Annotated in this window: 25 protein-coding genes; 14 read left to right on the plus strand and 11 right to left on the minus strand. The window is 70.5% G+C overall.

Features of this window, described 5'->3' with window-relative positions:
• Nucleotides 1-13: 13 nt before the first annotated feature.
• Nucleotides 14-1,072, minus strand: a complete 1,059-nt coding sequence (locus AC1HIL_RS05345) for an asparaginase (RefSeq protein WP_479671311.1) — start codon at nt 1,070-1,072, stop codon at nt 14-16.
• Nucleotides 1,073-1,355: 283 nt separating this feature from the next.
• On the opposite strand from AC1HIL_RS05345, the gene AC1HIL_RS05350 reads away from it, so the two are divergent.
• On the plus strand, nt 1,356-2,675 hold the full coding sequence (locus AC1HIL_RS05350; RefSeq protein WP_261211934.1) for an MFS transporter: 1,320 nt from the start codon (nt 1,356-1,358) through the stop codon (nt 2,673-2,675).
• A gap of 44 nt (nt 2,676-2,719) precedes the next feature.
• Nucleotides 2,720-3,931, plus strand: a complete 1,212-nt coding sequence (locus tag AC1HIL_RS05355; protein ID WP_261211932.1) for a M20 aminoacylase family protein — start codon at nt 2,720-2,722, stop codon at nt 3,929-3,931.
• 16 nt (nt 3,932-3,947) lie between these two features.
• On the opposite strand, the gene AC1HIL_RS05360 is transcribed toward AC1HIL_RS05355, so the two are convergent.
• Nucleotides 3,948-4,934, minus strand: a complete 987-nt coding sequence (locus AC1HIL_RS05360) for a recombination-associated protein RdgC (protein WP_296738452.1) — start codon at nt 4,932-4,934, stop codon at nt 3,948-3,950.
• A gap of 214 nt (nt 4,935-5,148) precedes the next feature.
• On the opposite strand from AC1HIL_RS05360, the gene AC1HIL_RS05365 reads away from it, so the two are divergent.
• Genes AC1HIL_RS05365 through AC1HIL_RS05375 form a run of 3 tightly spaced genes read left to right on the plus strand, consistent with a single transcriptional unit; the run spans nt 5,149 to nt 7,484 of the window.
• The gene (locus AC1HIL_RS05365; RefSeq protein WP_057592769.1) at nt 5,149-6,102 is read left to right on the plus strand and encodes a branched-chain amino acid transaminase; all 954 of its coding nucleotides are present in this window, start codon (nt 5,149-5,151) and stop codon (nt 6,100-6,102) included.
• A 5-nt stretch (nt 6,103-6,107) separates the two neighbouring features.
• Nucleotides 6,108-6,317, plus strand: a complete 210-nt coding sequence (locus AC1HIL_RS05370) for a zinc-finger domain-containing protein (RefSeq protein ID WP_057592770.1) — start codon at nt 6,108-6,110, stop codon at nt 6,315-6,317.
• A 42-nt stretch (nt 6,318-6,359) separates the two neighbouring features.
• The gene (locus AC1HIL_RS05375) at nt 6,360-7,484 is read left to right on the plus strand and encodes a DUF2827 family protein (protein ID WP_479671312.1); all 1,125 of its coding nucleotides are present in this window, start codon (nt 6,360-6,362) and stop codon (nt 7,482-7,484) included.
• Here AC1HIL_RS05375 and AC1HIL_RS05380 read toward each other — a convergent pair.
• From AC1HIL_RS05380 to AC1HIL_RS05420, 9 genes are all read right to left on the minus strand, one after another.
• Entirely contained in the window at nt 7,481-8,518 is a 1,038-nt protein-coding gene (locus AC1HIL_RS05380; protein ID WP_479671313.1) for an NADP-dependent oxidoreductase, read from the minus strand. The genes AC1HIL_RS05375 and AC1HIL_RS05380 overlap by 4 nt on opposite strands.
• A gap of 109 nt (nt 8,519-8,627) precedes the next feature.
• Nucleotides 8,628-9,251 (minus strand): TetR/AcrR family transcriptional regulator, encoded by a 624-nt coding sequence (locus tag AC1HIL_RS05385; RefSeq protein ID WP_296738460.1) that lies wholly within the window; start codon nt 9,249-9,251, stop codon nt 8,628-8,630.
• Nucleotides 9,252-9,304: 53 nt separating this feature from the next.
• Entirely contained in the window at nt 9,305-10,576 is a 1,272-nt protein-coding gene (locus AC1HIL_RS05390) for an O-antigen ligase family protein (protein WP_479671314.1), read from the minus strand.
• Nucleotides 10,577-10,656: 80 nt separating this feature from the next.
• The gene (locus AC1HIL_RS05395; RefSeq protein ID WP_261211925.1) at nt 10,657-11,841 is read right to left on the minus strand and encodes an ATP-binding protein; all 1,185 of its coding nucleotides are present in this window, start codon (nt 11,839-11,841) and stop codon (nt 10,657-10,659) included.
• Nucleotides 11,842-11,926: 85 nt separating this feature from the next.
• On the minus strand, nt 11,927-12,649 hold the full coding sequence (locus AC1HIL_RS05400) for a response regulator transcription factor (RefSeq protein ID WP_057592776.1): 723 nt from the start codon (nt 12,647-12,649) through the stop codon (nt 11,927-11,929).
• A gap of 66 nt (nt 12,650-12,715) precedes the next feature.
• Complete coding sequence (locus tag AC1HIL_RS05405) at nt 12,716-14,365, minus strand: NAD(P)/FAD-dependent oxidoreductase (RefSeq protein WP_479671315.1); 1,650 nt, start codon at nt 14,363-14,365, stop codon at nt 12,716-12,718.
• 13 nt (nt 14,366-14,378) lie between these two features.
• The gene (locus AC1HIL_RS05410; RefSeq protein WP_479671316.1) at nt 14,379-15,200 is read right to left on the minus strand and encodes a beta-ketoacyl synthase chain length factor; all 822 of its coding nucleotides are present in this window, start codon (nt 15,198-15,200) and stop codon (nt 14,379-14,381) included.
• Entirely contained in the window at nt 15,197-16,402 is a 1,206-nt protein-coding gene (locus AC1HIL_RS05415; RefSeq protein ID WP_479671317.1) for a beta-ketoacyl-[acyl-carrier-protein] synthase family protein, read from the minus strand. Before AC1HIL_RS05415 ends, AC1HIL_RS05410 begins: the two co-directional genes overlap by 4 nt.
• A 127-nt stretch (nt 16,403-16,529) precedes the next feature.
• Nucleotides 16,530-17,909 (minus strand): AmpG family muropeptide MFS transporter, encoded by a 1,380-nt coding sequence (locus tag AC1HIL_RS05420; protein WP_261215286.1) that lies wholly within the window; start codon nt 17,907-17,909, stop codon nt 16,530-16,532.
• An 89-nt stretch (nt 17,910-17,998) separates the two neighbouring features.
• On the opposite strand from AC1HIL_RS05420, the gene AC1HIL_RS05425 reads away from it, so the two are divergent.
• The 9 genes from AC1HIL_RS05425 (at nt 17,999) to AC1HIL_RS05465 (ending at nt 26,730) form a co-directional block, all read left to right on the plus strand.
• Nucleotides 17,999-18,853 carry a M48 family metallopeptidase gene (locus tag AC1HIL_RS05425; protein ID WP_057592780.1) on the plus strand — a complete coding sequence of 285 codons (855 nt, stop codon included), beginning with the start codon at nt 17,999-18,001 and terminating at the stop codon, nt 18,851-18,853.
• A 238-nt stretch (nt 18,854-19,091) separates the two neighbouring features.
• Complete coding sequence (gene atzF / locus AC1HIL_RS05430; RefSeq protein WP_479671318.1) at nt 19,092-20,807, plus strand: allophanate hydrolase; 1,716 nt, start codon at nt 19,092-19,094, stop codon at nt 20,805-20,807.
• Between the two features lie 38 nt (nt 20,808-20,845).
• On the plus strand, nt 20,846-21,847 hold the full coding sequence (locus AC1HIL_RS05435; protein WP_422099626.1) for an ABC transporter substrate-binding protein: 1,002 nt from the start codon (nt 20,846-20,848) through the stop codon (nt 21,845-21,847).
• A 4-nt stretch (nt 21,848-21,851) separates the two neighbouring features.
• Entirely contained in the window at nt 21,852-22,682 is an 831-nt protein-coding gene (locus AC1HIL_RS05440) for an ABC transporter permease (protein ID WP_479671319.1), read from the plus strand.
• Nucleotides 22,679-23,512 carry an ABC transporter ATP-binding protein gene (locus AC1HIL_RS05445; RefSeq protein WP_479671320.1) on the plus strand — a complete coding sequence of 278 codons (834 nt, stop codon included), beginning with the start codon at nt 22,679-22,681 and terminating at the stop codon, nt 23,510-23,512. The genes AC1HIL_RS05440 and AC1HIL_RS05445 overlap by 4 nt, the downstream gene beginning before the upstream one ends.
• A 14-nt stretch (nt 23,513-23,526) precedes the next feature.
• A complete protein-coding gene (locus AC1HIL_RS05450; protein ID WP_261215301.1) occupies nt 23,527-23,733 on the plus strand; it encodes a DUF4089 domain-containing protein in 207 nt (68 codons plus the stop codon).
• Complete coding sequence (locus tag AC1HIL_RS05455; protein ID WP_479671321.1) at nt 23,730-25,157, plus strand: AtzE family amidohydrolase; 1,428 nt, start codon at nt 23,730-23,732, stop codon at nt 25,155-25,157. Before AC1HIL_RS05450 ends, AC1HIL_RS05455 begins: the two co-directional genes overlap by 4 nt.
• A gap of 22 nt (nt 25,158-25,179) precedes the next feature.
• Nucleotides 25,180-25,566 (plus strand): oxalurate catabolism protein HpxZ, encoded by a 387-nt coding sequence (gene hpxZ, locus AC1HIL_RS05460; protein WP_057592787.1) that lies wholly within the window; start codon nt 25,180-25,182, stop codon nt 25,564-25,566.
• Nucleotides 25,567-25,611: 45 nt separating this feature from the next.
• Nucleotides 25,612-26,730: a BMP family ABC transporter substrate-binding protein gene (locus AC1HIL_RS05465; protein WP_209540463.1), complete on the plus strand. Its 1,119-nt coding sequence runs from the start codon at nt 25,612-25,614 to the stop codon at nt 26,728-26,730.
• Nucleotides 26,731-26,797: the final 67 nt, after the last annotated feature.

Below are 26,797 nucleotides of genomic sequence, written 5' to 3' on the forward strand. Positions count from 1 at the left end.
TTCGCGGCGGGCATCAGCGGTCGAAGGCCGCCTGCAGGCCGGCCTTGTCGCTCACGCCCTGGTGCAGCTTGAGCATCAGCAGCAGGCGCGCCTTCTGCGGGCTCAGGTCGCCGGCCATCACGGCGCCGGCGTCGAAGGTGGTCTTGCCGCCGCCGACGAAGCCGTACAGCGGCATGGTGCGGCCGTTGGGCACGCGGGTGGCGATCACCACCGGCACGCCGCGCGACAGCGCGTACTTCACCGCCTCGTACATCGAGACGTTCATGTTGCCCATGCCCACGGCCTGCACCACGATGCCCTTCGCGCCCTGGTCCACCGCGTAGCGCAGCAGCGAGCCGTCGGCGCCGCCGAACATCGCGAGGATCTCCACGCGCGGCATCTCGGCGCTGCCGATGTCGATGTGCTGGCGGCGCAGCGCGGTGCGCGAGAACACCACCTTGTCGTCCCAGACCTCGCCGATGAAGCCGAAGTCGCCCGACTTGAAGGTCTCGACGTTGCCGGTGTGGGTCTTGGTGACGGCGCGCGCGGCATTGATCTGGTTGTTCATCGCGAGCATCACGCCCTGGCCCACGGCCTCGGGCGTGGTGGCGATGCGGATCGCGTTGAGCAGGTTGCGCGGGCCGTCGAAGTCCGGCGAGGACGCGTTGCGCTGCGCGCCGATCAGGATCACGGGCTTGTTCGACTTGACCGTGAGGTCGAGCCAGTAGGCCGTCTCCTCCATGGTGTCGGTGCCGTGCGCGATCACCACGCCCGCCACCTCGGGGCGCGCGAGCGCATCGTCCACGGCCTGGGTCAGGCGCGTCCACCACTTGGGCTCGACGTAGTTGGCCGACATGGCCGAGAAGTTGTTGACCTCGATGGTGGCGTACTTGCCGGCGTCGGGCACGGTCTGCATCAGGTCGTCGCCCGAGATCGCGGGCACCACGCCCTTGGTGACGGGGTCGACCTTCATCGCGATGGTGCCGCCGGTGGCGATGAACTGCACGACGGGCCGGCTGCCCTGGGCCGAGGCGGCCATCATGCAGCAGGGCGCGAGGGCCAGCAGGCAGAGGCAGTGGCGGATGAGCTTCATGGTGTTGTCCTTGTTCTGGAGGCGGCGGTGCGCCGACGCGCCATTGTGAAGGCGGCACGCACGCGAATGGCGCGCAATGGGCCCTCTCGGTAGTTCCACCGATGGCTTCGCGGCCCCGCTTCTGCGGGGGATGCCTTTTGGTTATCGGCATGAAAATTTGTGATTCCTCGCCGCCGCGCTTTGCCTGAATACTCCGCCGCCACGGGTTCGGGGTGCCATGCGCCGCATGAAGTTCGCGCTTCGCGAATCCGTCGTCCGCACAACAACACCCCGTGGAGATCGAATGAGCGAAGCCGCCGCCCTGCCAGCCAGCCCCGTGCTGGGTTCCGCCCCGCCCGCCAATGCCGCCGCCACCAAGGGCGGCCAGAGCCAGTTCCGGCTGATCGCCGCCTGCTCGATCGGCAATGCGCTCGAGATGTACGACTTCACCGTCTACAGCTTCTTCGCGCTGCTGATCGGCAAGCTGTTCTTTCCCTCCGAGAGCGCCTTCGGCTCGCTGCTGCTCGCGGTCGCGACCTTCGGCATCGGCTTCGTGATGCGGCCGCTGGGCGGCGTGATCATCGGCAACTACGCCGACCGCAAGGGCCGCAAGGCCGCGATGACGCTGACCATCGCGCTGATGGTGGCCGGCACGCTGTGCATCGCGCTCGCGCCCACCTATGCCTCGGCCGGCGTGTTCGGTTCGCTGATGATCGTCGCGGGCCGGCTGCTGCAGGGCTTCTCGCTCGGCGGCGAGGTCGGCGCCGCGACCTCGATGCTGATGGAGGCCGGCGGCGTCAAGGGCCGCGGCTTCCGCGTCAGCTGGCAGCTCGCGAGCCAGGGCCTGTCGGCGCTGGCCGGCGCGCTCACCGGCGCGCTGCTGTATGCGCTGCTGCCGCAGGCCTCGCTCGAGAGCTGGGGCTGGCGCCTGCCCTTCCTGCTGGGCCTGCTGATCGCGCCGGTGGGCCTGTACATCCGCTCGCACCTCGAGGAAACGCACCAGGCCGAGAGCCACGAAGCCAGCCCGATCGGCCGGCTGCTGCGCGCGCATGGCGGCACCGTGTTCAAGGGCATCCTCGCGACCACCGCGGGCACGGCCACCATGTACCTGGTGGTGTTCTTCATGCCCACCTACATGATCCGCGTGCTCAAGATGCCGCCCTCGCTGTCGCTGCTGTCGGGCTGCGTCACCGGCATCACGCTGTTCGTGGTGTCGCTGGTGGCGGGCCGGCTGGCCGACCGGCTCGAGCGCCGCAAGCCGCTGGCGATCGGCTCGCTGCTGTTCAGCCTGGTCGCGGTGGGCCCGGTGTTCTGGCTCATCAGCCACCATCCGAGCGTGCCGCTGGTGCTGTGCCTGTCGGCGCTGCTCACGGCGAGCGTGAACATCGGCACCACGCCGATGTTCCTGATGCTGCTCGAGATGCTGCCGATCGGCGTGCGCGCCAGCGGCATCTCGGTGATCTACAGCGTGGGCGTCACGATTTTCGGCGGCTCCTCGCAGTTCATCGTGACCTGGCTGCTGGCGCAGACCGGCAACCCGCTCTCGCCGGCCTTCTACATGATGGCCTGCGGCGTGCTGAGCATCGGTGCGCTGCTGAGCCTGCGCGAACGGCGCGCCGATTGAGCGCCGCCTTCCTTCCCACCTTTTCCGCGAAACGATTGCCTCCCATGACCCGCGAACTCAGCCTCCAGACCACCAAGCTCCTGTCCCGCCTGCTGCCGCCGATCGAGATCGACACCGAGGCCTTCGTCGACATCCGGCGCCGGATCCATGCCGAGCCCGAACTCGGCTTCGAGGTGAGCGCGACCAGCGAACTGGTCGCGCGGCTGCTGCGCGAATGGGGCTACGAGGTGCACACCGGCATCGGCAGGACCGGCGTGGTGGGGCAGCTCAGGCTCGGCAGCGGCACGCGGCGCCTGGGCATCCGCGCGGACATGGACGCGCTGCCGATCGTCGAGGCCACGGGCCTGCCCTATGCGAGCCGGCAGCACGGCCGCATGCATGCCTGCGGCCACGACGGCCACACGGCGATCCTGCTCGCGGCCGCGAAGGCGCTCGCGAAGAGCCGCGATTTCGACGGCACGCTGAACCTGATCTTCCAGCCCGACGAGGAGAACCTCTGCGGCGCGCGCGCGATGATCGCGGACGGCCTGTTCGAGCGCTTTCCCTGCGACGCGGTCTATGCGCTGCACAACGCACCTGGCGTGCCGGCCGGCAGCTTCATCGTGCAGGCGGGACCGGTCACGCTCTCGTCCGACGTGGCCGACGTGACGATCCAGGGCAAGGGCGGCCATGGCGCGATGCCGCACCGCGCGCAGGACCCGGTGGTGGCCGCCGCCGCCACCGTGACCGCGCTGCAGAGCGTGGTGGCGCGCAACGTCGCGCCCGACGACACGGCGGTGCTGTCGGTCGGCTTCATCCGCGGCGGCGCCACCCACAACGTGATCCCGCAGTCGGTCGCGCTCGGGCTCAACGTGCGCGCGGCCCGGCCCGAGACGCGCGCGCTGGTGGAGTCGCGCATCCGCGAGATCGTCGCGCTGACCGCGCAGGCGCATGGCGTGGAAGCCTCCATCGACTACCGGCCGCTGGTGCCGCCGGTGGTCAACACCGAGGCCGAGAGCCGGTTGATGACCGAGGTGTGCGCTGCGCTGGTGGGCGCGGACAAGGTGGCGGCCACGGTGCCGCGCGGCTTCGCGGGCAGCGAGGACTTCGCCTGGATGCTGGCCGAGCTGCCCGGCTGCTACGTGCTGCTGGGCAACGGCGAAGGCGAGTTCGGCGGCTGCATGGTGCACAACCCCGGCTACGACTTCAACGACGAGGTGCTGCCGCTGGGCGCGGCCTGCTGGGTGCGGCTGGCGCAGACCTACCTGGTGGCCTGACGCCCGCCGCGCCGGCTCAGAACGGCGCGTCTTCCTCTTCGGCCGTGGCCGCGGCCGGCGCGGTGGCGGCGGCCTTCGGCGCTTCCTCGGCCGGCGCCGCGGTGAACGCCGCCTCGCCGCCGAGCGCGTCGAGCAGCGCCGGCACCAGCTGGCCCAGCTCGCCGGTGGCGATCGCCACGTCGGCATCGAAGTTGTCTTCCTTCTTGCCGCCGCCGGCGCCTTCGTCGGTGCCCTCGAGGAACACGATCTTGCGGATCTGCAGGCCGTGCGTGAGTTCGAAGGACACGCGGTCGTCCCAGGTCAGCGCGAGGCGGGTCGGGCGCTTGCCGTCGGCGATGTGCTGCTTGACCTCGTCGATGTCGAGCGGGTGCTTGGCATAGCGCACCACGGCCTTCGACTCGTCGGTGGCCTTGAGCTCGCACTCGCGGTCGATGGTGAAGCCCGCGGGCGGCTCCTGCGAGGCCAGCCATTCGGACATGGCGGCGGCCGGCTCGATCTGGGTGTTGAGCTGCATGGTGCCGAAGCCCGTGAAGTTCTGCACCAGGCTGCTGACCACCTCGTCGGCGCGCGCCGCATTGGAGCTGTTGACCACCAGCCGGCGCTCGGCCTGGTCGACCCAGACCGTGACGCGCGCGGTGCGCGTGAAGGCCATCGGCAGCAGCTCGTGCGTGATGTCCTCCTTGAGGTCCTTCTTTTCCTTCTTGCCGGGCTTGCGGCCGGTGGTGGCCTCGATCTGCGCGCAGCGCTCCTCGAGCTTGCGGCGCACCACCGAGCCCGGCACCGACTTGCTCTCGATCATGTACTCGAGCAGCCACTGGCCGTCGATGGATTCCACCAGCGGGCCGTGGGCCTCGCCGCGCGGCTCGACCCAGCCGGCCGACTTCTCCTGCGAGGCGCCGCAGGGCTCGAAGCGCTGCTTGCCCAGGCCTTCCTCGGCCTCGGCCAGCGTTTGCGACCAGCCGGGCTCGATGCGGTAGACGATGACGTTCTTGAATACGGACACGGAGAATCTTTCCCTTCAATCGCTTGTTTGGCGGAACCGGCCATTGTCGCGGCGTCGGGCCGGTTCGCGCCACCGGCGGTGCATGGCCCGGGGCGCCGGTCAGGCAAGAGCGGCACGGCGCCGTAAAATCGGCGGCTTTGGCGGCCTTCAGGCCGCACCCCCCAGCCTCCCCCCGCTGAAGGCTTTCTGCAAAAGCTCCCAAAGGAATCAGGAAATGAGCTCGATCCCCCCCTCGCTCGACGACCGTGACGGCAAGATCTGGATGGATGGCGAACTCGTGGACTGGCGCGACGCCAAGATCCACGTGCTGAGCCACACGCTGCACTACGGCTGCGGCGCCTTCGAGGGCGTGCGCGCCTACAAGACGGCCGACGGCGGCACCTCGATCTTCCGCCTGGCCGAGCACACCGAGCGCCTGTTCAACAGCGCCAAGATCCTGCGCATGAAGATCCCGTTCACGCAGGAACAGCTCAACGAGGCCCAGAAGCAGGTCGTGCGCGAGAACAAGCTCGAGAGCTGCTACCTGCGCCCGCTGATCTGGATCGGCTCCGAGAAGCTCGGCGTGAGCCCCAAGGGCAACAAGATCCACGCCATGGTCGCGGCCTGGTCCTGGGGCGCCTACCTCGGCGAGGAAGGCATGAAGCGCGGCATCCGCGTGAAGACCTCGAGCTACACGCGCCACCACGTCAACATCACGATGACGCAGGCCAAGACGGTCAGCAACTACACCAACTCGATCCTCGCCAACATGGAAGCGCTGGACGACGGCTACGACGAGGCGCTGCTGCTCGACGCGAGCGGTTTCGTGTCGGAAGGCGCGGGCGAGAACGTGTTCGTGGTCAAGAACGGCGTGGTCTACACGCCCGACCTGTCGGCCGGCGCGCTCAACGGCATCACGCGCAACACCATCCTGCACGTGTGCAAGGACCTCGGCATCGAGCTGGTGCAGAAGCGCATCACGCGCGACGAGGTCTACATCGCCGACGAAGCCTTCTTCACCGGCACCGCGGCCGAAGTCACGCCGATCCGCGAACTCGACCGCGTCGAGATCGGCAACCGCGGCGACGGCGGGGCGCGCGGCCCGGTCACCGAGAAGATCCAGGCGGCCTTCTTCGACATCGTGAACGGCAAGAACCCCAAGTACGCCCACTGGCTCACGAAGGTCTGAAGAACATGTCCACCACTGCAGTCGTCGAACTCCTCGCGAAGGAGCTCAACCACCAGGGCGGCGTGTTCTGCCCCAGCCCCAAGGCCGACATGAAGCTCTGGAACAGCCACCCCAAGGTCTACCTGGACGTGGCGCGCACCGGCGAGGCCAGGTGCCCGTACTGCGGCACCACCTACCGGCTCAAGGCCGGCGAGGTGGTTTCCGCGCGCCACTGACGCGGCGATAGAAGAAGAGACCGGGGGAGGCCCGGAACGTCCATGAAGATCAACGTCGCGATCACGATGGAGATCCGGGCCGATGCACGGCAATCGATCTGGTTCAACGGCGCCAACCAGCACTGCGTGTACCTCTACATGCTGTTGAAGCGCTCTCCGCTGGTGGGCGAGGTCTGGCTGGTGCACGGCGACGGCGTCGCCGCCTATGCCGAGGGCATGATGCTCGGCGAACTGGCCGGTGCGCTGCGGCCGCTCTCGGCGGTGGTCCACCAGACCGACCTGCTGATCGAGATGAACGCCTTCGTTCATCCGACGCATGTCGAGGCGGTGCGCCAGCGCGGCGGGCATTGCGTGTCGTACCGCTTCGGCAACGACTACGTGGTGGCGGTCGAGACCATCAACTTCCAGGCCAATCCCTGGCTGCCGAACCCGCACCGCGTGCAGTTCGACGAGCTCTGGACCAACCCGCAGCACGCCCACACCTGCAAGAGCTACTTCGAGGCCGTGTACCGCGCGCCGGTGCACGTGCTGCCGCACGTGTGGTCGCCGTACTTCCTCGAGCAGAGCCTCGCGGCCAATGCCGAGCTCAAGGCACGCTTCGGCTACCGCAACCAGGGCCGGGCCAAGCGCATCGCCTTCTTCGAGCCGAACCTCAACGTGGTGAAGAGCTCGCTGATCCCGATGCTGGCGGCCAACGAATGCCATGTGCGGCGCCCCGAGCTCGTGCAGCACGTGTACATGACGAACACCTTCGACAAGAAGGAGAACACGGCCTTCAAGCACATCGCACTGGGGCTGCGGATGGTGCAGGACGGCAAGGCCACGGCCGACCCGCGCGCGCCCTTCGTCGAATGGGCCGCGCACCACACCGACATCGTGGTGTCGCACCAGTGGGAGAACGGCCTCAACTACCTGCTGTACGAGGCGCTCTACGGCAACTACGCGCTGGTGCACAACTCGCCGTTCCTGCGCGAAGTGGGCTACTACTACCCCGAGTTCGAGGTCTTCGAGGCGGCCGCCGCGATCGAGCGCGCGGCCGAGACGCACGATGCGCAGCTGGATGCGCAGGCGCAGGCCAACGCGGCTTTCCTGCGCACGCTCGACCCGGCGCATGCGCCGAACATCGAGGCGCACGACGCGCGCATCCGCGCGCTGTTTTCGAACTAGTTCTCGTCGGCCACGCGCACCACGCGCTTGCCGAAATTGCGGCCCTGCAGCAGGCCGATGAAGCCGGCCGGTGCGTGCTCCAGGCCCTCGACGATGTCCTCCATCGGCCGCACTTCGCCGCGTTCGATCCAGTCGCCCATCTCGCGGCGGAAGGCCTCGAAGCGGTCGCCGTAGTGGTCGAGGATGACGAAGCCCTGCATGCGGATGCGCTTCTGCAGCAGCGAGGCCATCAGCAGTGGCAGGCGGTTCGTCCCCTGGGTTTCGCCGTCGGCGTTGTAGTCGGCGATGTGGCCGCAGACCGGCACGCGCGCGCCGATGTTGAAGAGCGGCAGCACCGCGTCGAACACCGGCCCGCCGACGTTCTCGAAATAGACGTCGATGCCCTTCGGGCAGGCCGCGGCGAGGCGCTCGGCCAGCGCGGGAGCGTGGCGGTCGAGGCAGGCGTCGAAGCCCAGCACCTCGACCGCGTGGCGGCACTTGTCCGCGCCGCCCGCGATGCCGACCACGCGCGCGCCCTTCAGCCGGGCGATCTGCCCGACCATCGCGCCGACCGCGCCGGTGGCCGCGGCCACGACCACGGTCTCGCCGGGCTTCGGTTGGCCGATGTCGAGCAGGCCGACGTGGGCGGTGAAGGCCGGCATGCCGAGCGCGCCGAGCGCGAGCGAGGGGCGCGCCATGTCGCCCAGCGGCATCAGGTCCTGGCCGTCGGACAGCGCGTAGTCCTGCCAGCCGGCGTTGCCGAGCACCAGCTCGCCGGCGCGGAACCGCGGGTGCTTCGAGGCCACGACGCGGTTGACCGTGCCGCCCACCATCGGCTGGCCCAGCGGCACCGAGGCCGCGTAGATCGGCGCGACCTCGTCCATCAGCTGGCGCATGTACGGGTCGAGCGAGAGGTACAGCGTGCGCAGCAGCACCTGGCCCTCGGCGGGCGCGGGCACGGCGCCCTCCTCGAGGCGGAAGTGCGCGGGCGTCGGCAGCCCGCGCGGGCGCGCGGCGAGGACGAGGCGGCGGTTGACGGTGTCGCTTTGGGGCATGGGCAGGGGCTCCTGGGTGGTGGAAGGGCGATGACCTGGCAGGTAATTAGACCGGTCGTCTAGAAGATGGCCGCAAAAAAGGCGGGAGCGACATCGGTCGTCCCGCCTCTCAGCCGACCGGGGTGGGAACGGGGGCCAGACCCAGCGCCTGCCGGGTGCCGGCCATGGTGCGGTCGAGCGGTGCGCGGTCGCGCGCGATCTTCGCGAGCAGGCTGGCGCCGAGCCAGCTCTGGTAGAGCGAGACGGCCTGGGCCTGGGCGGGATCGCCGGCTTCGGCGGCCGGCAGCGAGCCATCGGCGCGGCCGGTCTCGATGCAGCGCGCGAGCCGGTCGGTGATCTGGCGGATGCCGCGGTCCAGCGCCGCGCGCATGGTTTCCGACAAGTCGCAGACCTCGGCGCCGAGCTTCACCACGAGGCAGCGGCTCTGGGCGTCGTCGCCGGTCTGCGAGTCGAGCCAGTCCTGGAAATAGGCGACCAGCTGCTGCGCGCCCGTGCCCGACTCGGCCAGCAGGGCGTCGGTGCGCGCGAGGTAGTCGCTGAAATAGGCCTCGAGCACCGCCTCGCCGAAGGACTCCTTCGAGCCGAAGTAGTGATAGAACGAGCCCTTCGGCACCCTGGCCAGGCTCAGCACCTCGGCCAGCCCGACGGCCGTGAAGCCCTTGCGCAGCAACAGCGGATGCGCCACGTCGAGGATGTGGCGGCGAACGTCGGGAGGCGTGGCGACGGCAGTCATGGCGCCGGACTCTAGCGCCGATTAGACCAGTCGTCTAGTGCGAGATTCCGGAGTCAGCCTGGTGCCGCCGCGCGCTTCGAGGCCTCGGATTCGCTGCCGATCCGCCGGCCCGGCCAGAGGTCGCGCCAGGGCTCGGGGTCCTGCCGCTCCTGCGCCAGCCGCAGGTAGACCATCGCGATCCACAGCAGCGCCAGCCCGATCTGGGCATCGCGCAGCGCCGAGTTCACGCAGGAGGCGATCAGCGCGATCAAGGTCGCGGCCAGCGCATAGCGGCCCGCGATGTCGGGCCGCTTCCAGGCCTGCCAGACGGCCGCGACCATGATCGCGAGCAGGCTCAGCAGCCCCGGCAGGCCGCCCTGCGCGCCCATCCAGAGGAAGTCGTTGTGCGGCATGTTCGAGTCGGCGAACAGCGCGGGGCCGCGCTGGTGCCATTGCTCGGTCCAGCCGCCGATGCCCCAGCCGGTGAGCGGCCGGTCGGCGATCATGCGGCCGGTGTCGCGGTACATGAAGTAGCGGATGACCATGCTGCCGTGGAAGATCTCGCCGGCCTGCGCCTTCTCGATCTCCTGGACGCCGAGCTCGACCTTCTGCTGCAGCTGCGGCAGCTGGTAGAGGCCCGCCCCGAGCACCACGGCGCCCACGATCAGCGCCGCCGACAGCGCCTTCAGGTGGCTGCGCCACTGGTGGATGCACACCAGCGGCAGCACCAGCAGCAGCGCCAGCACCGAGGTGCGCGAGGTCAGCGGCAGCGCCACCACCGCCATCAGCAGCAGCACCAGCGCGAAGGCCGGCAGCGCGCGCAGCGGCCGGTGCGCCGCGATCTGCGACAGGCCCCAGACCGCCGCCGTCGACGCCACCACGCTGAACAGCAGCGCATTGCTGATCGACTTGTTGCCGACCTCCATCACCACGCCGCGCAGCGGCCCCCAGATGTGGAAGCCGCCGACCGCGTAGAACACCACCACCAGCAGCAGGTTGAGCGCCGAGATCAGCAGGAAGCCGCGCAGCGCCCACATCGCCTCGTCGCGCGCGAGCGCCATCGCCATCAGCAGCGTGGCGGCGATGCGCAGCCCGTGCACCAGGTTCGAGGGGGTCTCGGGGTAGTGCGGCCGGATGGCCAGCACGATCAGGGTCCAGGCCACATAGGCCATGACCGGCCACCACAGCGGATTGGCGCGCAGCCGCGCGATGCGTTCGCGGCCGTTGCCCGCCGCCAGCAGGGCGACCAGCAGCAGCAGGGCCGAGAGGTAGGTGACGCCGACCGGCATGTACACCGCGAGCCCCCAGAACATGGCCGCGGGCCGGACGATGTGCGATCTCTGCATAGGGCGCGGATTCTAGGGGGCCGCCTTCCGGCGCAACCTGACTTCACCCCCGGCGCGCGCGGGGCTTGGGCGCGCGTGCCTCAGCCGCGCGGCAGCCGGATCACGAAGCTCGCGCCGCCGCCGGGCCGGTCCTCGCAGCGCACCGTGCCGCCATGCCGCTCGGTGATCGACTTGACCAGCGCCAGCCCGAGGCCGACGCCGCCGTTGCGCTCGCTCGCGCCCGGCAGCCGGTAGAAGGGCTCGAAGATGCGGTCGCGCAGCGCGGCCGGCACGCCCGGGCCGCGGTCGTTCACGCGCACCGTGGCTTGGCCGTCGGCGCTGCCGAGTTCGACCGAGATCTCGCCGGCGCCGTAGCGGCGCGCGTTCTCGAGCAGGTTGCGGATCGCGCGGCGCAGCAGCCGCGAGACGCCGGGCACGGTCAGCGCCGCGTTGTCGGTGCCCGCCACCAGGTCGAGCTCGGCATCGACGCGCGCGCATTCCTCGGCGGCCAGGCCGGTCAGGTCGACCGCCTCGATGGTGCCCATGTCGGCCTCGCTGGCGTCCAGGCGGCTGGCCAGCAGGATCTCGTCGATCAGCTGGTCGAGCTCGGCGATGTTGCGCGAGATCTCGGCGCGCGCCGCGGGGCTCGGCTGGTCGCCCATGAGCTCCAGGCTCATGCGGATGCGGGTCAGCGGCGAGCGCAGCTCGTGCGAGGCATTCGCCAGCAGCGACTTGTGCGAGCGCACCAGCTGTTCGATGCGCACCGCCGATGCATTGAAGCGCTTGGAGAGATCGGCCACTTCGTCCTGCCCTTCCTCGGTGACGCGCACCGACAGATCGCCCTCGCCCCAGCGCTGCACGCCGCGCTGCAGCGTCTCGAGCCGCTTGGTGAGCCGGCGCACGATCGGATAGACGCCGAGCGCCACCGCCACGCCGACCAGCGCGATCATCCAGCCCAGGCCGAAGGGCGTGCGCCAGGGCGCGAAGCCGCTGGTGCCGGTGGCGCGCTCGCGCGGTGCCACGCGCAGCGTGATCGCCTTGCCGTCGCTGAGCGTCACGTCGAACTCCAGCCCCTGGCCCGGCACGCGCAAGGCCTTGCCGGCGCCGATCTGCTTGTCCTGCGCGTCGAGCACCACCACCTCGCGCGGCACCGGCGCGAGCCGCTCGCGCTCGGCCTCGGCCGCCACGCGCACGATCCAGTTGGCCATCAGCGTGAGGATCACCACGCCGCCGACCACCGCGAGCCAGATGCGCACGTAGAGGTGGCGGGAATACAGATTGATCATGGGGAGGTGTGGGGCGCGGCGGCCGGGGTCGGCCGCGTTTTTCGGAGAGGTGCCGCGAGCGGGACGGACATGACCCGCCGGCCGTTCAGTCCTGCTGCTTGGCGAACACGTAGCCCACGCCGCGCACCGTGAGGATGCGCTTCGGATTCTTCGCGTCGACCTCGATCGCCGCGCGGATGCGGCCCATGTGCACGTCGATCGAGCGGTCGAAGGCCTCGAGCTCGCGGCCGCGCACGGCTTCCATGATCTGGTCGCGCGTGAGCACCCGGCCCGCGCGCTCGGCCATCGCGACCAGCAGGTCGAACTGGTAGGAGGTGAGGTCGGCGACCTGGCCGGCCACCGAGACGGTGCGCGCGTTGCGGTCGATCTCGAGCGTGCCGAAGCGCATCATCGACGCGGCCTCGGCCTCGGTGTTGCTCTCGCCGCGGCGGCGCAGCACGGCGCGGATGCGCGCCAGCAGCTCGCGCGGCTCGAAGGGCTTGGGCAGGTAGTCGTCGGCGCCGATCTCCAGGCCGATGATGCGGTCCATCGGGTCGCCCTTGGCGGTCAGCATCAGCACCGACACCTTGGAGATCGCGCCCGGCAGCGCGCGGATGCGGCGGCAGACCTCGAGGCCGTCGGTGTCGGGCAGCATCAGGTCGAGGATGACGAGGTCGGGCGCGTGCTGCTGCAGCAGCTCGAGGCCGCTGGCGCCGTCGCCCGCATGGTTGAAGCCGAAGCCCGACTGGGTGAGGTATTCGCCGACCATCTGCGCCAGGCGCTGGTCGTCTTCGATCATCAGGAGTTGAGGGGTGCTCATGCGCTTCATGGTGGTCCACCGGGAGCAAGCTGGCTTGAACGCTCCGTAAAGTTGCGTAAACCTCGTGCGGCCATGTCAACCGGCCGGCACTGCGAAAAGCATAGCGCCGTCCTCGTGCCGTGCCGCCGAAAGCCGCTGGGCGTCACGGTATTCGGGCAGCGCGAGCAGGGCCTCGAGCGCGACGGCCTCCAGCGCCGGATCGCAGGCGCGCGCCCGCGCGAGGATCTCGCCGGCCAGCCGGCGCAGCTGCGCGGTCGAGGCCCGGATGCGCGCCTTGAAGGCCGCGTCGTCGAGCCGGTCCTTGAGGCTGCGGTTGAGCTCGGCGAACCACGGCATCGAGGCCTGGTCGAGCATCGCCGCGCGGTTGCGCTTGTCGCTCGCGCCCGACCAGGCGCGCAGCAGCGCCTGCACTGCGATGTTGAGGCGCTGGCAGTGCTGCAGTTCGTCGCGCACGCTGCCCAGCAGCGCCAGGTCGGTGAGCCGGCCCTGGAAGAAGATCTGCGACAGCACGCCCCAGTAGTAGGCGTAGTCCCAGATCACCTTCACCGGCAGCACCTCGGGATCGCCGAACAACGGGTACTGGCCCTGGTAGAGCGCCAGCGTGCTCTCGTAGAACGAGTGGTAGATCTGGTCGTAGAGCTGCGCGCGCGCCTCGATCGAGCGGCCGCGCCGGTCGTGCGCGATCAGGTCGGTGATGTAGGTGTTGCCGATCGCGATGAAGTCGCTGCCCGGCGAATAGAAGGGGTCGAGGAACAGGCCGGCCTCGCCGGTCAGCGCCCAGCGCCGGTCCGAGAACACCTGCTTGCAGCCGTACGAGAAGTGGCGCAGGAACGCGAAGTCCTGCAGCAGGTGGCGCTTGCCGTCGAGCGCCTCGTGAAGCCGCGGCTGATAGGTCGCGAACCAGTCCATCGCCTTGTCGAAGGTGTCGATGGTGGCCAGCGGATGCAGCTTCTGGTCGGCCACGATGCCCACCGAGTGCGAGCCCGAGGCCAGCGGGATCAGCCACACCCAGTAGCCCGCGCCCACCAGGTGGTTGGTCGACAGCCAGCGCGCCTGCGGGTCGCAGCGCGCGCGCCAGGCCTCGTCCTCGCTCCAGTGGTCGATGGTGATGCGCTCGCCGATGCGGAACCACACGGCGTTCACGTCGTGGTCGTTGGGCTGCGCCAGCCCGAGCTTGCGCTTGAGCAGGCCCGCGCGCCCGCAGGCGTCGATCAGCCAGCGCGCCTCGGTGTCGCGGGTTTCGCCGCCCTGGGTCCATTGCAGCCGGTGGTGGGTGGCGCCGTCCTCGGCCAGCTCGATGCGGCGCACGAAGGCGTCGTCGGCGAAGTGCACGCCGTGGCGCGCGGCCTCCTGCGCGAGGTAGTTCTCGAGGATGCCGCGGTCGATCTGGTAGCTGGGCACCGACAGGTAGCGGCTGGCGCCGATCTCGGTCACGCCGTCGATGTCGCGCCGGCCCTCGCTGAAGAAGAAGCGGAAGCCGAACTTGCGCAACTGCTCGTTCTCGAAGTGCGGCTTCAGGCCGAGCACGGTGTCGAAGTAGTGGGCGCCGATCTCCACCGAGGATTCGCCCACCTTGTGCGCCGCGTGCGGCACCGGGTGCGCGCGGCGCTCGAGCACCAGCACCGAGAGGTCGTCGAAGCGCTGGCGCAACTGCAGCGCCAGCGTGAGCCCCGCCAGACCGCCACCCATGATCACTGCGTCGTAGCGCGGGGCGGTCTGCTTCATGCGGATTCCTTCGTCAGTGCCCGCCGGGCCGCAGCCGCAGTCTCAGCGAGAGGGTGGGGGACAGCGGCAGTGCGACCTCGGCGCCGGCCGGACCGTCGAGCCGCGCGAGCGCCTCGAACAGGCCGAGCGCCTGCGCCATCGGGTTGACCTGCGCGAGCGTCTGCGCCGCCTCGGACGTGGGCGGCGTGCCGGCCGCGCCGTCGCTGGCCAGCGACCAGTCGAGCGCCGCCACCGTGCGTTCGGTGGGCTCGGGCGCCAGCACCAGCGCCAGCGCGAGCTGGCCCTGGCTGCCCGTCACGGCCGCCAGCGGGCCGGTGGCGGGCGCGTCGTAGCCCACCAGCAGCACCGCCTCGCGGTCGGCCGCGCACTGCGCCGCGGCCTCGAGCAGGGCCGCGCCGAAGCTGCTGTCGTAGGCCGAGATCGAATTGCTCGCGGCCATGCAGCCGGTGCCGATGGTCCAGTAGCCCACGGCGGCGTTGTGCACCGAGTTGTGGAAGCGCGTGGGCGACAGCACCGAGGGATCGGTGGCGAGCGTGCTGCACATGTAGTCGTTGATCGACAGGTCGCCGTGCGCCGAGACGAACACGCAGGGCAGGTCGGCGGCCTGCCGGCCCGAGCCGGCGATGGCGGCGGCCGCCACCTCGAGCGCCAGCGCCACGGTGTCGGGCGCGCGGCGGCGCTCGGCCGGGGCCAGCACCTGCGGCGCCGGGCGCTTGGCCGGTGGATCGGCGAGCGCGCCCTCGCCGCGGAAGGCCGCGCGCGCTGCCTCCCAGCCGGGCAGGGTGGGGGCCCAGAAGGCCGGACCCTCGATGTAGATCGTCGGCGCGGCGCTCATGCCTGCGCCGCCTTGCCGAACACCAGCGCGCAGTTGTTGCCGCCGAAGCCGAAGGAATTGGAAAGCGCGTAGCGCACCTCGCCGTGCGCCGGCGCGAGCCGGATCTGCGGGCCGAAGCCCGGGTCGAGCGCGGCCGAGTTGACCGTGCCCGGCATCAGGCCGCGCTCGATCGCCAGCAGGCTGATCACCGCCTCGACGATGCCCGCGGCGCCCAGCGTGTGGCCCGTGAAGCCCTTGGTCGAGCTCGCATGCGTGCGCGCCGGGAAGCGGCGTGCCACCAGCGCGCCCTCGACCTCGTCGTTCTTCTGGCTCGCGGTGCCGTGCATGTTGATGTAGTCGATCGCCTCGGGCGCGAGGCCGGCGCGCGCCAGCGCCTCGTCGAGCGCGCGCTCGGCGCCCAGGCCCTCGGGATGCGGTGTCGACATGTGGTGCGCGTCGCTGGCCTCGCCGTAGCCCAGCAGCTGCAATCCGGTGGCGGAAGCCGCGTCGGCGCGCTCGAGCAGCGCGAAGCCCGCAGCCTCGCCCAGGCTGATGCCGTCGCGGTCCGGATCGAAGGGCCGGCACGGCCCGCCCGACACCAGCTCGAGCGAGTTGAAGCCGAACAGCACGCTGCCGCACAGCGTGTCGACGCCGCCGACCACGGCCGCGTCGACCAGGCCCAGGCGGATCAGCCGCTCGGCCGAGGCGAACACCTTGGCGCTCGACGAGCAGGCGGTGGAGATGGTCTCGCTCGGCCCTTCGAGGCCCAGCACTTCCTGCACGAACATCGCGAGCGAATGCGGCGTGTGCACCGCCGGGCGGCGCTGCGCGGGCGGGAAATGGCCGTCGGCGTCGAGCTGGGTGTAGGCCAGCTCGGTCTCGCCGATGCTCGAGGTCGAGGTGCCGAGGATCAGTGCGATGCGCGCCGCGCCATGGCGCCGGCGCGCCGCGGCCACGGCCTTGAGGAAGCCGTCGGCCGAAAGGCCGAGCCAGGCCAGCCGGTTGTTGCGGCAGTCCCAGTGCGCGAAGGCCTCGGGCAGGCGGATCTCTTCGAGGCCGTCGACGCGGCCGATCCAGGTCGGCAGCGGCGCGGGGCCGAAGTCGTTGGCACGCAGGCCGCTGCGCGAATGTTCGAGCGCTTCGGCAAGCGGCTCCTTGCCGACGCCGACGGCCGAGGTGGCCGTGTAGGCGCTGATCTGGAGGGGAGGAATGCGGGCGGGCACGGTGTGGACGTGGCTGGGCGGTGACGCGGTTGGAGGAGTAGTTCTAGTGGTCGGGGCTGGGGGAAGCAGCGCAAAGCCTACCAGTTGCGGGGGTGGGGCCGTGTCGGCGGTTTCCTATGGGGCCGGGTCAGGATTTCCCGCTGTCCGGGCGCGCGGCCAGCGTGCGCGAGGCCAGCGCCACCAGCACCAGCACCGGCACGCCGAGCAGGGCGGTGGCATAGAAGAAGGTGCTGTAGCCGTAGGCGTCGACGAACACGCCCGAGTAGCCGGCGATGAACTTCGGCAGCAGCAGCATCAGCGAGCTGAACAGCGCGTACTGCGTGGCCGAGTAGCTGATGTTGGTGAGGCTCGAGAGGTAGGCGATGAAGGCCGCCGAGGCGATGCCGCCCGCGAGGTTGTCGGCCGAGACCACGGCGATCAGGGCCGTCAGGTCGTGGCCGCGCGAGGCCAGCCAGGCGAACAGCAGGTTGCTCGCCGCGCTGAGCACCGCGCCCAGCATCAGCACCCGCATCACGCCCAGGCGCATCGACAGCACGCCGCCGACGAAGGCGCCCACCAGCGTCATGACCACGCCGTAGATCTTGCTGACCGTGGCCACCTCGTCCTTGGTGAAGCCCATGTCGACGTAGAAGGGGTTGGCCATGATGCCCATCACCACGTCGCTGATGCGGTAGATCGCGATCAGCGAGAGGATCAGCACCGCCTGCCACTTGTAGCGGCGGATGAAGTCGGCGAAGGGCTCGACCAGCACGTCGCGCAGCCATTCGGCGGCATTGCGCGGCGCCGACAGCGAGCGCTTCGCGGGCTCGGGCGACAGCAGCACCGTGAGCACGCCCACGAGCATGGAGCCGGCCATCACGAGGTAGGCCGTCTTCCAGGCGCCGTTCTGGTAGGCCGCGCCGGCCGCCGCGCCCACCGCCGGCGCGGCCGGCGCGACCTCGGCCCAGGCCGCCACCCACAGCACCCCGGCCCCGGCCCAGATCATCGCGAGCCGGTAGCCGGTCTGGTAGGCCGCGGCCAGCGCCGCCTGCTTGCGGGTTTCGGCCGACTCGATGCGGAAGGCGTCGAGCGCGATGTCCTGCGTGGCCGAGCCGAAGGCCACCAGCAGCGCGCACCAGACCATCGGCACGAGGCCCTGGCGCGGATCGTTGACCGCCATGCCGACCAGCCCCGCGATCACCATGCCCTGCGCCAGCAGCAGCCAGCCGCGCCGGCGCCCGAGCAGCGTGGTCAGCGGCGGCAGCGGCAGACGGTCGACCAGCGGCGCCCACACCCATTTGAAGCCGTAGGCCAGGCCGACCCAGCTCAGATAGCCGATGGTGGCGCGGTCGATGCCGGCCTCGCGCAGCCGGAAGCTCAGCGTGCCCAGCACCAGCAGCAGCGGCAGCCCGGCCGAGAAGCCCAGCGCCAGCATGCGCAAGGTGGCGGGTTCGAGGTAGACCTTCAGGGCGTCGCGCCAGGGCGGCGAACCGGCGGCGGTGGATTCGGCGGGCGGGACGGAAGACATGTGGGAGCGATTGTCCATGAGTGCCGCGCCGGTCGGCCGCCGGGTCATCCACCAAGGCGTCTTCATTTGTTCCTATCATCCGGCCCCATATGTGCACACGCTGCGATCGCTCCGCCCCGGTCCTCTCCCATGCCTCGGCCTGGCAGCCTCGGCGCGCCTTCCTGCTGGCCGCGGCCGGCGCGGCATTGAGCGGGCCGGCACTCGCGCAGGTCGACGTCGGCAATGCCTCGGTGGCGCGCAACCTCGTGCCGGCCGACCGCATCGAGGCCGCGGGCGGCCAGCAGTACGGCGAACTGCTGGAGCAGGCGCGCGCCAAGAACGCGCTCGCGGGCGACGGCAATCCGCAGCTGCAGCGGCTGCGCGCCATCGCCAACCGGCTGATCCCCTTCGCCACGCCCTGGAACAGCCGTGCGCGGCAATGGAAGTGGGAGGTCAACCTGATCGGCAGCAAGCAGATCAACGCCTTCTGCCTGCCGGGCGGCAAGATCGCCTTCTTCACCGGCATCCTCGACCAGCTCAAGCTCACCGACGACGAGGTCGCGATGGTGATGGGCCACGAGATGGCCCATGCGCTGCGCGAGCATGCGCGCGCCCGCATGGCCAAGAGCGCGGGCACCGGCGCCGCGCTCTCGATCGGTGCGCAGCTGCTCGGCCTGGGGCAGGTCGGCGACCTCGCGGCGCGCGCGGGCACCCAACTGCTCACGCTCAAGTTCAGCCGCGGCGACGAGACCGAGGCCGACCTCGTCGGCCTGGAGCTCGCGGCGCGCGCCGGCTACGACCCGAAGGCCTCGGTGTCGCTGTGGAACAAGATGGCCACGGCCTCGAAGAACCAGGGCGGGCTGAGCTTCCTCTCGACGCACCCGAGCGGGCCGGACCGGATCGCCAAGCTGCAGGCGAATCTGCCGAAGGTGGAGAACCTGTACCGGGACGCCAAGAAGAGCTGAGCGCCCTGTCTTCCTCCTTCCCCCCTCTGGGGGAAGGCCGGGATGGGGGCACTGGGCGGTGGACAAGGCCCGCAACGATGGCAAGGCCCGGTGCCCCCACCCCAACCCTCCCCCAGCGGGGGGAGGGCGCCATACATAAATACTTGAGCGGCTGATGCCATAGGCGCGTCGGCAGCGACCCGCGCGCGCTGGCACGCCGCTTGCATCTCGACTTGTACACAAGTTTGGATGCCTGATCATGGTGCATGACGAGAAAGACCCGGCCGCTGCGGCGTGGATCCTGCGTTTCGCGCAGCCGCTGACGCGCGAGAACGACGACACGCGGGAAGCCACGCCCGCTACCACCCCCGCCCCGCTCGCGGGCCTGCGCTTCGCCGTCAAGGACAACATCGACGTCGCCGGCGTGCCCACCACCGCCGCCTGCCCGGCCTTCGACCGCCTGCCGGCCGCCCATGCGGCCGTGGTGCAGCGGCTGCTCGACGCCGGTGCGTCGCTGCTCGGCAAGACCAACCTCGACCAGTTCGCCTGCGGCCTCAACGGCACGCGCTCGCCCTATGGCGAGGTCGGCAATGCCTTCGATGCCAGCTATGTCTCGGGCGGCTCGAGCTCGGGTTCGGCCCGCGTGGTCGCCACCGGCGAGGCCGACTTCGCGCTCGGCACCGACACGGCCGGCTCGGGCCGCGTGCCCGCGGGTCTCAACAACATCGTCGGCCTCAAGCCCTCGCGCGGGCTGCTGAGCACCGCCGGCGTGGTGCCGGCCGCGCAGAGCGTCGACTGCGTCTCGATCTTCGCGCGCACGGTCGCGCTCGCGGTCGAGGTGCTGCAGGCCGCGCTCGGCTTCGATGCGCGCGATCCCTATTCGCGCGACCTCGCGCTCGATGCCGAGCCCTTCCCCGCCGCCTTCCGCTTCGGCGTGCCCGACCGCCTCGCCTTCTTCGGCGACACGCTCGCCGAGGCCGCCTTCGCCGATGCGCGCCGGCGCCTCGAGGTGCTGGGCGGCACGGCCGTCACCGTGCCCTTCGCGCCGCTGGCCGAGGCCGCCGCGCTGCTCTACGACAGCGCGCTGGTGGCCGAGCGCTATGCCGCGGTGCGCGCCTTCTTCGATCGCCACGAGGCCGAGGTCGTCGAGCCCGTGCGCGGCATCCTCGCGCAGGGCCGCGGCTACAACGCGGCCGACGTGTTCGAGGCCCAGACCCGGCTGCGCGCGCTCGCGCAGCAGGCCGAACCGATGTGGCGCGACATCGACGTGCTGCTGGTGCCCACCGCGCCCACGCACTACACGCGCGACGCGATGCGCGCCGACCCGGTGGCGCTCAACCGCAACCTCGGCGCCTACACCAACTTCGTCAACCTGCTCGACTACGCCGCGCTCTCGGTGCCCAGCAGCCTGCGGCCCGACGGCCTGCCCTTCGGCATCACGCTGATCGGCCGCTGCGGCAGCGACCTCGCGCTGGCCGAGCTGGGCCAGCGCTACCACCACGCCACCGGCCTCGCGCAGGGCGCGACCGGCGAGCCGCTGCCCGCGCCGCGGCCGATCCGTGGCCTCGCCCCGGCGCAGGCCGCGACGCTGCCGATCGCCGTGGTCGGCGCGCACCTCAGCGGCATGCCGCTCAACGGCCAGCTCACCGAGCGCGGCGCCGTGCTGCGCGAAGCCATCCAGACCGCGCCGCGCTACCGGCTGTACGCGCTGCCCGGCACCGTGCCGCCCAAGCCCGGCCTGCAGCGCAGCGCCGAGGGCGGCGCCGCGATCGCGCTCGAGGTGTGGGACCTGCCGCTGGCCGAGGTCGGCGGCTTCCTCGCGCTGATCCCCGCGCCGCTGGGCCTGGGCAGCGTCGAGCTGGCCGATGGCCGCTGGGTGCACGGCTTCATCTGCGAGGGCCATGCGCTGGCCGGTGCGGAAGAGGTCACGCGCCATGGCGGCTGGCGCGCCTATCTCGCGAGCCGCGCCGCCTGAATCCCTGTTGTCTTCGAACCCAGACCGAGGAGTCTTCCATGTCCATCTCCGACCTTCCTTCCTCCGCCTCGCGCCGACAGGTGCTGCAGGCCGGCGCCGCCGGCCTCGCGGTGCTCGCCGCGCCGGCGATCGTGCGCGCCCAGGCGGCACCGAAGATCCGCGTCGGCTTCTGGCCGGTGGCCGCGGGTCTGCCTTTCTTCGCGGCGGTCGAGCGCGGCTTCTTCAAGGAAGCGGGGCTCGACGTGGAACCGCAGAAGTTCGCGGGCGCGCAGCAGGTGATGGAAGCCATGCTCGCGGGCCGCTGCGACGGCAGCGCCAACGGCACCGGCTCGGCCAACCTCGCGATCGGCGAGATCGCGCAGCCGGGCCTGTTCAAGATCTTCTGCACCAACCCGAGCAACGCCAAGTTCGTGCTCGACGAGTTCATCGTCGCGAAGGACAGCCCGATCAAGGCCATGGCCGAGCTCTCGGGCAAGAAGGTGGCCTCGGGCCCGGGCATCCAGAACGTCACGCTGTGCAAGACCATGCTCGAGCGCGCGGGCGCCAAGGGCGTGTCGGTCAGCGAGCTGCCGATCGGCCAGCACGTGGCCGCGCTGGTGGCGGGGCAGGTCGATGCCTGCTACACGCTCGAGCCCACCGGCACCGTGGGCCGCATGAACGGCACCACGCGCGTGCTCGAGGCCGGCGTGGTCGCGCGCTACATCCTCGGCGACCCGATGGCGCCCTGGCACGGCGGCGCCGCCAGCCTCACGACCGAGTTCCTCAAGAAGAACCCCGACGCCGCGAAGAAGTACATCGCCGCCTATGCGCGCGGCGTCGAGCTGGTGCGCGGCCAGCCCGACGAGGCGCGCCAGTACATGAAGGGCTACACCGCCATCGAGGGCAAGCTCACGGCCGAGGTGCCGCTGGCCTCGTACATGCTCTACAACGAGTTCAAGCCCAGCGACGTCGCCTACTTCCAGAAGTTCTACGACCTGTTCACCGAGAAGGGGATCTTCGAGAAGAAGGTCCTGGTGGACGGCCTGCTCTACAAGGCCTGACGCCATGGCCGACAGCACCACCACCGCCTCCCCGTGGGCGCCGCCCGCGGGCAACGCCGCCGCCGCCGCGGCACCGAAGGCGCCCGCCTGGGAGCGCTGGCTGCCGGCCATCGGGCCGGTCGTCCTGTTCATCGTCTGGGACCTGGTGGTGCGGCTCGGCTTCATCAAGCCGATCCTGCTGCCCTCGCCGGCCGACACCGTGGCCGCGCTCATCACCGGCCTGGCCGGCGGGCCGCTGCTCGTCGACTTCGCCGTCACCGTGTGGCGCACCGTGCAGGCCTTCGCGATCGCCGCCATCGTCGGCATGCCGCTGGGCGTGCTGCTGGGCAGCAACGAGCGCGCCTACCGCAGCGTCGAGTTCCTGATCGACTTCTTCCGCTCCACGCCCTCGTCGGCGCTGATCCCGCTGTTCCTGCTGATCTTCGGCGTGTCCGACATCAACAAGGTGGCGATCGCGGCCTTCGGCGCGCTGCTGATCGTGGTGTTCAACAGCGCCTACGGCGTGATCAACGCGCGCAAGCAGCGCGTGATGGCGGCGCGCGTGATGGGCGCCTCGCGCTGGCAGATCTTCAAGGACGTGCTGGTGTGGGAGAGCCTGCAGCCCAGCTTCGTGGGCCTGCGCTCGGCGGTCTCGATGGCGCTGGTGATCGTGATCGTGGCCGAGATGTTCATCGGCTCCGACAACGGCCTGGGCCATCGCATCATCGACGCGCAGCAGGTGCTCAACGTCAAGAGCATGTATGCAGCCATCCTCGCGGCCGGCGCGCTGGGCTACGTGCTCAACATCCTCTTCCTCGTGGCCGAGCGCCGCATCGTTCACTGGAGCGGCCGATGAAAGCCACGCCCGACATCGTCGTCAACGGCCCGGTGTATGCCGACGTGCCCAGGCCGGTGTTCAAGCCCGGCCCGGCCGGCACCCACATCACGATCCGCGGCCTCACCAAGTACTTCGCGGGCTGGCCGCTGTACGAGAACTTCGACCTCGACATTCCCAAGCACCGCATCGTCTCGGTGTTCGGGCCCAACGGCTGCGGCAAGTCCACGCTGATCAACATGATCGCGGGGCTGATCCCCATCGACAGCGGCGAGATCCTGTTCGACGGGAAACAGCGCAAGGACACCAAGATCGGCTACGTGTTCCAGAACTACCGCGAGGCGATGTTCCCGTGGATGCGCACCATCGACAACATCGCCTATCCGCTGAAGCTCGAAGGCCGCAGCAAGGCCGAGGTCGATCGCCGCATGGAGGAGCTGGTCGCCTCCTTCGACGTCAAGTTCGACCTCAAGCGCTTTCCCTACGAGCTCTCGGGCGGCCAGCAGCAGACCGCGTCGATCATGCGCGCGCTCGCGCCGAACCCCGAGGTGCTGTTCCTCGACGAGCCCTTCTCGGCGCTCGACTTCGAGATGACCTTGTTCATCCGCGAGAAGCTGCAGGAGGTGTTCATGCAGACCGGCACCACCATGCTGCTGGTCTCGCACGACCTCGAGGAGGCCGTGTACCTGGCCGACGAGGTGCTGCTCCTGACCAAGCGCCCGACCAAGGTGGCCGAGATCCTGCGCTATGGCGATGCGCGCCCGCGCACGGTCGAGACCCTGAGCACCGAGAGCTTCGTCGCGATGAAGAAGCTCAGCCTCGACATCTTCCAGCGCGAAGTGCGCCGTTGAGAGGAGACGACGCGATGACCCCCGAACAGATCGAACGCCACGTCGACGCGGCCGCGGCCGCGCTCGGCCTCCCGCTCTCGCCCGCCCACCGCGAGGGTGTGCTGCGCTACTTCGCGCTCGCGGCCGGCTTCGCGGCCACCATCGAGGCGGTGCCGCTGTCGGTGCACGACGAGGCGGCGGTGCAGTTCGTTCCGGTCTCGCCTTCGGAGGCCGGCCGATGAACGCCGCCAGCCTGATCGCCAGGGACGCGAGCGCCATGGCCGAGGCGGTGCGCCGCGGCGAGGTCAGCGCCAGTGCGCTGGCCGAGGCCAGCCTCGCGCGCATCGAGGCCACCGACGGCCGCGTCAACGCCTTCACCGCCGTGCTGCGCGAACGCGCGCTGTGCCGCGCCGCGCAGGTCGATGCCTCGCTGGCCTCGAACGCGGCCGAGCGCACGCGCGAACTGCCGCTGCTCGGCGTGCCCTTCGCGGTCAAGAACCTGTTCGACATCGCGGGCATCGCCACGCTGGCCGGCTCGAAGATCGAGCGCGAGGCCGCGCCCGCGAATGCCGACGCGCTGCTGGTGCGCCGGCTCGAGCGCGCGGGCGCGGTGCTGGTCGGCGCGCTCAACATGGACGAGTACGCCTACGGCTTCACCACCGAGAACAGCCACGAGGGCCCGACGCGCAATCCGCACGACCTCTCGTGCATCGCGGGCGGTTCCTCGGGCGGCTCGGGCGCGGCCGTGGCCGCGGGGCAGGTCGCGCTCACGCTGGGCTCGGACACCAACGGCTCGATCCGCGTGCCGGCTTCGCTGTGCGGCGTGTTCGGCCTCAAGCCCACCTTCGGCCGGCTGCCGCGCAGCGGCAGCTATCCCTTCGTCTCCAGCCTCGATCACCTCGGGCCCTTCGCGCGTTCGGCGCGCGACCTCGCGCTGGCCTACGACGCGATGCAGGGCCCGGAGGATCCCGCCGGACGGCGCGACCCCGGCTGCACGCAGCGCGCGGTCGAACCGGTGGCGCCGCTGCTGGTGCGCGGCACGCAGGGCCTGCGCATCGGCGTGCTCGGCGGCTACTTCCGCGCCAACGCCGGCGCCGAGGCCAACGCCGCGGTCGACCGCGTGGCCGATGCGCTGGCCGCGCACGCCAGCGTTGAGCTGCCGCTGGTCGAGGCCGGCCGCGCGGCCGCCTTCCTGATCACCAACGCCGAAGGCGCGGCGCTGCACCTCGACGACCTGCGCCGCCGCGCGCACGACTTCGAGCCGCTGTCGCGCGACCGCTTCCTCGCGGGTGCGCTGCTGCCGGCCGCCTGGATCGCGCGCGCCCAGCGCGTGCGCCGCGCCTATGCCGAGGCGGTGGCGCGCGTGCTCGGCCGCTTCGACGTGCTGCTCGCGCCCGCCACGCCGAGCGCCGCCACGCCGGTGGGCGCCGAGCGCTTCGAGATCAACGGCCAGAGCCTGCCGGTGCGACCCAACATGGGGCTGCTGACGCAGCCGATCTCGTGCATCGGCCTGCCGGTGTGCAGCGTGCCGGTGTGGGGCGCGCATGCGCGGCTGCCGATCGGCGTGCAGCTGATCGCCGCGCCCTGGCGCGAAGACCTCGCGCTGCGCGTGGCCGCGGCGCTCGAGGACGCGGGCGTGGCGCGCGCGCCCGTGGCCACCCTTTGACGACCGACGGACACCCAGCTTCATGACCACTCCCGAGATCAACCTGCCCGACGTGCTCGCCGAAGTCGAGGCCGTCTTCGCGCGCTACGAGCACGCACTGGTGCACAACGAGGTCGAGGTGCTCGACGAACTGTTCTGGGCCAGCCCGACCACGCTGCGCTACGGCGCGACCGAGAACCTCTACGGCTACGAAGCGATCCAGGCCTTTCGCGCATCGCGCCCCGCGCAGGGGCTCGCGCGCGAGCTGCTGCGCGTCGCCATCACCACCTACGGCCGCGACTTCGCGACCGCCAACTGCGAGTTCCGCCGCGAAGGCAGCGAACGCAGCGGCCGCCAGAGCCAGACCTGGATGCGCACGGCCGAAGGCTGGCGCGTGGTCGCCGCGCACGTGAGCCTGCTCGGCGCCTGAGGCCCATTTCTTGCACCCCCACCTCCACCCTCCCGAAAGCACAGCATGACGAGCCAACCCAATCGCCGCGATTCCCTCAAGACCCTGGCCGCCCTCGGCGCGGCCGGCACCCTCGGTGCGCTGAGCCCCTTCGCTCGCGCGCAGGCCAAGCCGCTCACCGTCGGCGTGATCTACGTCGGCGCGCGCGACGACTACGGCTACAACCAGGCGCACGCGCAGGCCGCGGCCGAGATCAAGAAGCTGCCCGGCATCAAGCTGGTGGAAGAGGAGAACGTGCCCGAGACCGCGGCCGTGCAGAAGACCATGTCGGGCATGATCGCGCAGGACGGCGCCAAGCTGCTGTTCCCGACCTCCTTCGGCTACTTCGATCCGCACATCCTGGCCGTCGCGCCCAAGAACCCCGACGTGCGCTTCTCGCACTGCGGCGGCCTCTGGACCGAGGGCAAGCATCCGAAGAACGTCGGCAGCTTCTTCGGCTACATCGACGAGTGCCAGTTCCTCAACGGCGTGATCGCCGCCCACATGACGAAGAGCAACAAGATCGCCTTCGTCGCGGCCAAGCCGATCCCGCAGGTGCTGCGCAACATCAACGCCTTCACGCTCGGTGCGCGCTCGGTCAAGCCGAACATCACGTGCAGCGTGATCTTCACCGGCGACTGGTCGATGGCCGTGAAGGAGGCCGAGGCCACCAACAGCCTGGCCGACCAGGGCTGCGACGTGTTCACCATGCACGTGGACGGCCCCAAGGTGGTGGTCGAGACGGCCGCCAAGCGCGGCAAGATGGTCTGCGGCTACCACGCGAGCCAGGCCAAGCTCGCGCCGAACGCCTACCTCACGGGCGCCGAGTGGAACTGGCTCACCGCCTACAAGACCGCGATCGAGGCCGCGCAGACCGGCAAGCCGCATCCCAACTTCCTGCGCGGCGGCCTGAAGGAAGGCTACGTGAAGATGTCGGCCTACGGCCCGATGGTCCCGGACGCCGCGAAGAAGCAGGCCGACGACATCAAGGCCAAGATGATCGCGGGCAGCTTCGACATCTTCAAGGACGGCATCAAGGACAACAAGGGCGCGGTGGTGGTGCCCGCGGGCAAGGTGCTCAAGCAGACCGACCTCGAGCTCGAGAAGATGAACTACCTGGTCGAAGGCGTGCTCGGCTCGGTCTAGCAATGTTGGCCCCCCGGCTTGCCACTGCGTGTGCTTCGCCACCCCCCGAAGGGGAGGCTCGGCCCGC

This window comes from Variovorax sp. ISS6 (genome assembly GCF_056523145.1).